Origin of the sequence: Aneurinibacillus danicus (assembly GCF_007991215.1) — a bacterium.
GTDB lineage: Bacteria > Bacillota > Bacilli > Aneurinibacillales > Aneurinibacillaceae > Aneurinibacillus > Aneurinibacillus danicus.
The window spans coordinates 1-7,991 of the sequence record NZ_BJXX01000200.1 but is presented as its reverse complement, the minus strand read 5'-3'; the positions used below and the strand labels follow the sequence as shown (position 1 = coordinate 7,991).

Annotated in this window: 9 protein-coding genes and 1 other RNA gene; all 10 read left to right on the top strand. The window is 44.5% G+C overall.

All coding sequences use genetic code 11. The features are described 5' to 3' along the window. Positions 1–140 precede the first annotated feature (140 nt). A complete protein-coding gene (locus tag ADA01nite_RS20030; protein WP_146812207.1) occupies positions 141–521 on the top strand; it encodes a DUF2512 family protein in 381 nt (126 codons plus the stop codon). Positions 522–675: 154 nt separating this feature from the next. Then, the gene (locus tag ADA01nite_RS20025) at positions 676–864 is read left to right on the top strand and encodes a hypothetical protein (protein ID WP_146812206.1); all 189 of its coding nucleotides are present in this window, start codon (positions 676–678) and stop codon (positions 862–864) included. Between the two features lie 74 nt (positions 865–938). Further along, on the top strand, positions 939–1,661 hold the full coding sequence (locus ADA01nite_RS20020; RefSeq protein ID WP_146812205.1) for a hypothetical protein: 723 nt from the start codon (positions 939–941) through the stop codon (positions 1,659–1,661). Between the two features lie 118 nt (positions 1,662–1,779). Beyond that, positions 1,780–2,043, top strand: an RNA gene (gene ffs, locus ADA01nite_RS20015) — signal recognition particle sRNA large type. A gap of 424 nt (positions 2,044–2,467) precedes the next feature. Next, on the top strand, positions 2,468–3,595 hold the full coding sequence (locus ADA01nite_RS20010; RefSeq protein WP_246147431.1) for an ATP-binding protein: 1,128 nt from the start codon (positions 2,468–2,470) through the stop codon (positions 3,593–3,595). Between the two features lie 116 nt (positions 3,596–3,711). After that, the gene (gene dnaX / locus ADA01nite_RS20005) at positions 3,712–5,448 is read left to right on the top strand and encodes a DNA polymerase III subunit gamma/tau (RefSeq protein ID WP_146812203.1); all 1,737 of its coding nucleotides are present in this window, start codon (positions 3,712–3,714) and stop codon (positions 5,446–5,448) included. Positions 5,449–5,459: 11 nt separating this feature from the next. Further along, on the top strand, positions 5,460–5,780 hold the full coding sequence (locus ADA01nite_RS20000; RefSeq protein ID WP_146812202.1) for a YbaB/EbfC family nucleoid-associated protein: 321 nt from the start codon (positions 5,460–5,462) through the stop codon (positions 5,778–5,780). Positions 5,781–5,798: 18 nt separating this feature from the next. Further along, positions 5,799–6,395, top strand: coding sequence for a recombination mediator RecR (recR, locus tag ADA01nite_RS19995; protein ID WP_146812201.1), 597 nt, complete (start codon positions 5,799–5,801; stop codon positions 6,393–6,395). A gap of 163 nt (positions 6,396–6,558) precedes the next feature. Further along, a complete protein-coding gene (locus tag ADA01nite_RS19990; protein ID WP_146812200.1) occupies positions 6,559–7,509 on the top strand; it encodes a CPBP family intramembrane glutamic endopeptidase in 951 nt (316 codons plus the stop codon). Between the two features lie 52 nt (positions 7,510–7,561). After that, positions 7,562–7,828, top strand: a complete 267-nt coding sequence (locus ADA01nite_RS19985) for a pro-sigmaK processing inhibitor BofA family protein (protein WP_146812199.1) — start codon at positions 7,562–7,564, stop codon at positions 7,826–7,828. Positions 7,829–7,991: the final 163 nt, after the last annotated feature.

Below are 7,991 nucleotides of genomic sequence, written 5' to 3'. Positions count from 1 at the left end.
AAAAAGTCAGCCGTCCTTCCCTTCATTTTCATGGCAGAGCTTGTGGCTAATTGGTCATGGTGGTTTTGTATGACTGGAGAGTCGCGAATAAAATCGAATAAGTTATGCAACTATAAACATGAAAACAATCCGCAAAAGGGATGATGTCATTGAAGGAACCTTTGGAAAGTATAGACACCATAGTGATAAAAGTCGTGGCAGTCACAGGAGTTTTGGCTTTTATTTTAGGTTTGATCTATAGAGAAGAGATAAAGGACATTCTGATGATCAGCTTCCTTCTCTGCGTAATAAGCTATTATGTAGGAGATTTGGTTATTTTGCCGCTTACCAATAATTTGATAGCGACTCTTTTTGATTTCGGTATCGCGTTCCTGGTTATCTGGCTGACGGGACTCGGTTTTTTTCATGCAGATACTCCGGTGCTGCTCGTTTCTTTGGTCGCTGCGCTATTCATTGGAGTGGGAGAGTATTTACTTCACATTTTGATGCAAAGCGTATTACACGAACAACGTACCGAATGAAAGAACAAGCTTAAGCTTCGATTTTCGTGTGAAAGTCGAAGTTTTTTGTTTTTATGGAATATTTTGTCGAATATCTTTACTTACTAACATAAGCAACTTAAAATTCTAAGTAATACTATTTAACCAATTTTTATCTATCCGTTGGAGGTATGATATGGCAAAACAAGACATTTACCGTGCAGTCTTTGAAGCATGCATGACACGGTCTGATATGTATGCTTGCTATACGGGGCTGGTCCGTTGCATTATAGAAGAGATAGAGAACGATTGGGAGAGCATTCGGGAAATTCGCCTTGTAGAGCATGCTTATTCTTCGGTAAAAGAGAAAAAATTCCTGGACTAGTACAAAGACATAGGCAAGAAATTTCACGAAAACGGCTTTTCCTTTTCAAGAAGTATGAAAGAGGAGAATCCCGCATGAGAAAGAGAAACGTCGTTTTATCTCTGGTTGTCGCCACGTCCATTATTAGTGCCGGTGTATTCGTTGCTTCTTCCGTGCTTGAAAGCGCACAGGCGGAAGATCAGAATATTTCGGACATCGTACCTACCAACGAACCACCTTACCAGGTAAATATCGATGAAAACGCCACCCCTTCCCAGTTTGAAGCAGAAATGCGCAAAAGTCTTGTATATGAGCAAATACAAAAACCGAAGATTCCGGTTTCCGATCCGCGTCTCGATAAGATACAGGCGACGTTCTCCATAATTGAACAGCCGTTTGAAAAGCCCCTGGATAAGCCAAGAAAAGGTCGTCCGGACAAGATGGTGATTGATCCGTTCACCGGAGATGCCAAATACACGAATGGTATCGTTATTAATCGTGAAGGACGGGCTACGAAGATACCGGAGGACGCCTCGCCTTTTCGAGGGCAAATTCCAGCTGTGGTGCGGGTTATGGCCGCTGATATCGCAGAGATGACCAGGAAGCCATATACAACGCAATTGGCATATGACGTAATGAAGCAGACGACGGAGTTGCAGAAGTATATGGATATCCTCGACCTCACTGAAGTGACCGGTGTTTTAGTTGAGCTAAATACATACATTACCGACGGCAAATCTTCATTTAATAAAGCCGCTGCCCTTATTCAAGAAATAAATAAGCTGGTGAACTTCGACAAACTGGAAGAAAAGGAGTAAAGCAAGACGCTATGCCAGGATTTACGCATATAACGGCACGGACAAAAGCTTGCGTTGCTTTTTCTTTTTTGATAAGATAATTAGGCAGTGATGCTGCATAACATTGTGTATAAATTTGTCGCACTAGACGGGGAGGTAGCGGTGCCCTGTACCCGCAATCCGCTGTAGCGGGGTTGAATTCCTGTCTGAGGTGCGCTTCATGTGGGGTCAGGTCTGTGTAAGTGGTGTTGAGAGTCGGGTCCTGTGCAACGGGAACCCATGAACCTGGTCAGGTCCGGAAGGAAGCAGCCATAAGTGGACCATCCCGTGTGCCGCAGGGTGGCCTGGCTTGAGCTAACTGCACGGAGCCGCCTGGATGAACGTATCGACGGCAGGTGTGCGGCTCTATTTTTATAAAACTCCTGATGTGCTATACATCAGGAGTTTTATTTTGCGGAATAAAAAGGAAATTATAAAAATAGACAGAATATATCAATATGGCAAATATCTCCGGTAGTGGGGTGAAAAGAAAAATGCCCGACAATTTGTTTCAATTAGAAGTCAATATGGATCAAATGAGACGCTATTTACACAGTGTTCCTTTTGCTGCCGTTTTTTTAGATGGGGAAGGAAGGGTTATAGAAGCGAATTCCATTTTGCTACAGGCTACGGGACACACCTATACAGAGATAAAAGAAAAAACGTTTCACGACTTATTTGTTACAAAAGAACGGTTTGCATCCTGGCTTCACCATTGCAATGTTTTGCAAAGTAAATCCAATCGTATGCCGCGAGGTTTGTTAAAGTTGCGCTCTGGTAGTACATGTATGTGTGATTTGATAATTTACAGTGATAATAATCAAGCGTCCCTGCATTATCTTGTGCTGCCTACAATTCGAGATATTCCGGGTCAATCGCTTTCGTCTTGTTTTTATCCTCAAATCATTCAGAATATTAATTTGGGCATCGTTATATTGAACGAACATGCACATATCATCGAAATCAGTGATACGGCCTGCGCCATACTAGGTGTGGAGAAGCAGCATGTCATTAACCGGATGATTGAGGATGCGTTTCCCGGCATGAAAGAAGACCAGGGATTTATTTCTTCCGCAGTGCTGAGAGGAGTTACGATGTCTGATAAGCCGTATTCCTGGTTTAACGGGAACCAGCGGTTTGAATTGATTGTAGATTCGGATGTGCTGCGAGATACGGCAGGAAAAATCAAAGGTGGATACTACATATTTAAGGACGTGACAAATACACGTTCGTTGGTCGACAAGATTGAGCGCAGTGACAGGCTGGCGATGATTGGACAGATTGCGGCCGGGACCGCTCATGAAATCCGTAATCCGCTCACGTCCATTAACGGGTTTTTGCAGATGATGAATAAATCGCTGGCTGAAGCAGGTATGGACAAGGAAAAGAGTTATACGGACATTATGCTGATCGAAATTAAACGCATTAACGATTTGGTCAGTGAATTTTTATTGCTGAGCAAACAGAAAGAAATTCAGTATAAGCTTGTGGACGTGGAACAGGTATGCATGGAAATACTGCCGATCGTGGAAAATGAAGCGCTCCTGTATGGCGTAGAAGTAGTCGTGGAGAAAGAGAATCCGCTTCCGCTGATTATGGGAGACAGCGAACTGCTAAAGCAGGTCTTCTTAAATATTGCAAAGAACGGCATTGAGGCGATAGGAGGGAAAGGGACGCTGACAGTGCGATTCTTCCACATGGGAAGCCATGTAGAGATTACGATTCATGATACAGGACCCGGCATTCCTCCTTATTTGGCGGATAAAATTTTTGAGCCCTTTTTTACATCCAAGGAAAACGGTACGGGCTTGGGTCTTCCTGTATGTCAAAAGATTATTCATGATATGGGCGGAAGCATCCGTGTATCAAGCAAAGGCTACGGAACAATTTTTCATATTCTGCTCCCTTCCTGTTAACAATCCTCTTTCCCTTTTCCGCAAAGTAAAGAAAATGATATAATAAAAAATGCGTGAATTATATTATTCGCGGGCATTTTTTCATACATGCACCGCAAGAAAGATGGAGATACAAGATGGCTTATCGGGCACTGTATCGTATTTGGCGTCCGCAAACGTTTGCCGATATTGTAGGTCAAGAACATGTGACAAGAACGCTGCAGAACGCGCTTAAAGAGCAGAGGTTTTCGCATGCGTATTTGTTTAACGGGCCGCGGGGAACGGGAAAGACGAGCGCCGCAAAAGTGATGGCGAAAGCGGTCAACTGTGAGCGGGGGCCGGCGCCCGAGCCCTGCAATGAATGTGCTGCCTGCCGGGGTATTACGGAAGGTTCGGTTGTAGATGTAATGGAGATTGATGCTGCATCCAACCGTCGAATTGAAGAAATCCGTGATATTCGCGATAAAGTGAAATACGCTCCGACCGAAGTCCGTTATAAAGTATATATTGTGGATGAAGTACACATGCTGACACCGGAAGCGTTCAACGCATTGTTGAAGACGCTGGAAGAGCCGCCGGCGCATGTGATTTTTATTCTGGCGACAACCGATCCGCATAAGCTCCCGGCCACCATTATTTCGCGCTGCCAGCGTTTTGATTTTCGCCGTATTGGAAGTGCGCAACTTGTAGGCCGGATGAAGCAAGCGATTGCCGCCGAGAATATTACTATATCGGATCAGGCGCTTACGTTTATTGCACGCATGGCCGAAGGTGGAATGCGGGATGCATTAAGTCTTCTCGATCAGGCGCTTTCCTTTGGCGGGGAGAGAATTGAGCTTGAAGATGTGATGGCGATTACGGGTTCCGCTTCGCATGCGATACTTGCTGAGACAGCTCTTCATATTAAGGAAGGAGCGGCGTCGGATGCGCTTGACGTAGTGCGCAGGCTGGTGCAGAATGGCAAAAGTCCAGAACAATTTCTGGATGATTTACTTTTCTATTTCCGTGACTTACTTCTTTATAAGACGGCACCGCAGCTTGAAGAGATACAGGATCGCATTATGCTCGATGATAAGTTCCAGGAATTGGGCGATGTATTTGAACGTTCCCATCTATTTCTGATTATTGAGAAGCTGAATCAAGCCAAGCACGATATGAAGCGGGCGAGTCAGGCGAGGATTATGTTGGAGCTTATCCTTATCCAGCTTTGCCAGATTGGTGAACAGGCTGCTTCAATGGGCTCTCACTCTTCCGGTCTTTCATCCGGCTCAGCAGGGATGTCTTCGGAAGAAGTGGAACAATTAAAGCGACGTATTCAAATGCTGGAGAATCAGATTAAGCGGTTAGAGAACGGAAATGCAGGGGGACAGGAGCTGACGGTTGCAGCGGCACCGCGTAGGGAAACGCGGCGTTCAAGTATACAGCCCACTGTCAAAATTCCAACGGGGCGAATCCGGGAAGTGGCGGCCGCTTCGATCGAGCCGCAGCTTAAACGGCTGCGCGCCATCTGGCCGGATATTTTGCAGCAAGTGAAAGCACGTAGCGTGCGTCTGCATGCATGGCTTTTAGATGGGCGGCCAGTAGCGTTGTCTCAGGATGCTCTGGTCGTATGTTTTAAAAGTGTGATTCACTGTGAGACGACATCCCGCGAGTTAAACAAGCAGTTAATCGAAGAAGTAGTAAAAGGGTTTATTAATCGGTCTGTTGAATTGTTTACACTGATGGAAAACCAGTGGAAAGAGATTAGTGAATCTGTGGGAGCGCCTAATCAGGAACGAGAACAGGCGGCAGAGCAAACGGAATCGGAGTCTGAGCCGGTGGTTGATGAAGCTGTTAAACTTTTTGGTGAAGAGCTGGTAGACATAAAAGATTAGGAGGAACGAATATGTTCGGTGGCGGAAATATGCAAAACATGATGAAGCAGATGAAAAAGATGCAGCAGCAGATGCAAAAAGCACAGGAAGAGCTGAAAGAGAAAACGGTAGAAGGTACATCCGGTGGTGGCATGGTGACTGTCACGGCCAATGGCCACAAAGAGATTTTGAGCATTAAAATCAAGCCGGAAGCAGTTGATCCGGATGATGTAGAAATGCTGGAAGACCTGGTGCTGGCTGCAGTGACGGAAGCAATGAACAAAGCCGATGAGATGGTAGCAAAAAGTATGGGCAAATTTACGGGAGGCATGAACCTACCGGGATTATTCTAAGATATAGGGGAGAACTGTGTGTATTATCCCGAGCCAATAGCAAAACTGATTGACGGATTTATGAAATTGCCAGGCATTGGGCCGAAAACGGCAGCGCGTCTGGCTTTTTTTGTGTTAGGCATGAAGGAAGATGATGTTTTGGAAATCGCAAAGGCACTGGTCAACGCCAAGCGGAACCTCGTGTATTGTTCTGTGTGCCAGAATATTACCGATGTGGACCCGTGCCGAATCTGCGCGGATACATCGCGTGATAAATCGATGATTTGCGTTGTGCAGGAACCGAAAGATTTGATTGCGATGGAAAAGACGCGGGAATATAATGGATATTATCATGTACTGCATGGGGCGATTTCACCCATGGAGGGAATCGGACCGGAAGACATTCGCGTTCCTGAATTACTGCGCCGTTTAGAGGACGAGGAAGTGAAGGAACTAATCTTGGCTACGAATCCGAATATTGAGGGCGAGGCCACGGCGATGTATATTTCCCGACTTGTAAAACCGTTTGGTATCCGTGTAACTCGAATCGCGCACGGCCTTCCGGTTGGCGGCGATTTAGAATATGCGGATGAAGTGACGATTTCAAAAGCGCTGGAAGGTAGAAGAGAGCTATAAAAGTACCACTTCTTCTAAGGAAGAATAAGGCGGTAGATTCAACATCGTGGTCATTCTTTAAGAATGAGGGACCGATATGTGTTGGAACACCGCTTTTTCTTTTGGAGCTTGTTCTTTTTGATGGATAAAGTGAATATGTTTGTACAGATGGTGAGGTGAGTATGTGATTAGACAAGAGCGGTGGGAAAGGATAGCATTTTACTCCGCACTATTGCTGCTAATTGGATATGTAAGCAGCTTGGCGCTCGAGTTTTCATCCTTGCAGTGGATAGCCACAGAGCAGGGGAAATGGCGCGTTGAATCTTCAGAGGATGTGACATTGCTGGGATTTGTTTTTTTTATAGGTACCCTGTTTTTCAGTATTGTTCCCGCTTTTTTTTATATTCCCGCCCTGTTTAAAACGATACGAAACGAATTCCCTGGATGGGAAACCGGAGTTTCCGGAAGATATGCGATGTATTACTTTGCTCTATATCAAGTATCTTACGGTGCTATGCTTGTGTTTTATATGATTTTTCCGTATCCCTGGTTTTCTGAGCAATCTGTTTTAGGGTTTATTGAATCGTTTTTGCCACAGGTCATGATGCTTTTGTTTGCGCTGCTTCTTTTTGGAAGGCGTCTGCATGACATTGGATTTGTCCGTCCGGCCAAAGTAAAGCAATTATTTTTTACAGCTATCCTTTTCTATTTATTTTCTACATTTTTGTTGGATCTTATCGTGACTGTTCCGATTGCTGATTATTTCCGCTTTGAATTGGACTCCTGGAGAGAAGAGCAAATTTCCGGGGAAGTAATTCAAGCGAAAAACATAAGTTGGGTAGCTGGAATTGTTGAAGTGTTGCTAGTCGGCTTATTTGTTCCGATTGCTGAAGAAACGATGTTTCGCGGAGTGCTGCAAACCGCTCTGACCAGGCGTTTTGGTGCTGTGCTTGGCATACTTGGTTCAAGCTTTCTATTTGGCGCGATTCATGTAGACCCTGTTTTATTTCCGCCGTTGTTTGCAATGGGATTAATGCTTGGCTTTCTACGGCATTACTATCGGAGTATTTGGGCAGCGATTTTATTCCATGCATTAAACAATACAATTACCGTATTGATTTATTTTTTCCAATAAGAGCAATGTTCTTAGGTATATAGGTAAAAGCAGGCAGGGAAGGAGAGAGAAAGTGGATAGCGTGACAGTTGGCATTGTAGTTGTGGTGGCAGGTCTGGTTTTTGTATTGATGAACCAGGGGGCCTGGAACTGGGTAAAGTGGGCTGGATGGGCGGTAGGGAATCTGGTCATTGGCGGTATCATCCTTTTTCTCTTCAATCTTGTAGCGGAATCATTTGCTTTTGAAATTCCGATCAACCCGGTAACGGTTACGGTAGCTGGATTTTTGGGTTTTCCCGGACTCGCTGCTTTGGTAATCATTAAACAATTTATTTTATAAAGGTATTGACTCTTAGATAAGCATATGATAAATTAAATAAAGTCCGCTAATGACGGGCTTTAATTTTTTCGCAAACGAATTCGATTTTGTTATTGACTTATCGATTTGTATGTGATAAATTAATAAAGTCGCCGCTGAGATGTGGCGATATACAAAAAAGAAG

Excerpts from the sequence above, each read along its gene's own strand:
- ADA01nite_RS20030 (WP_146812207.1), top strand. The coding sequence starts at position 141 with ATGATGTCATTGAAGGAACCTTTGGAAAGTATAGACACCATAGTGATA.
- ADA01nite_RS20025 (WP_146812206.1), top strand. The coding sequence starts at position 676 with ATGGCAAAACAAGACATTTACCGTGCAGTCTTTGAAGCATGCATGACA.
- ADA01nite_RS20020 (WP_146812205.1), top strand. The coding sequence starts at position 939 with ATGAGAAAGAGAAACGTCGTTTTATCTCTGGTTGTCGCCACGTCCATT.
- ADA01nite_RS20010 (WP_246147431.1), top strand. The coding sequence starts at position 2,468 with ATGTGTGATTTGATAATTTACAGTGATAATAATCAAGCGTCCCTGCAT.
- dnaX (WP_146812203.1), top strand. The coding sequence starts at position 3,712 with ATGGCTTATCGGGCACTGTATCGTATTTGGCGTCCGCAAACGTTTGCC.
- ADA01nite_RS20000 (WP_146812202.1), top strand. The coding sequence starts at position 5,460 with ATGTTCGGTGGCGGAAATATGCAAAACATGATGAAGCAGATGAAAAAG.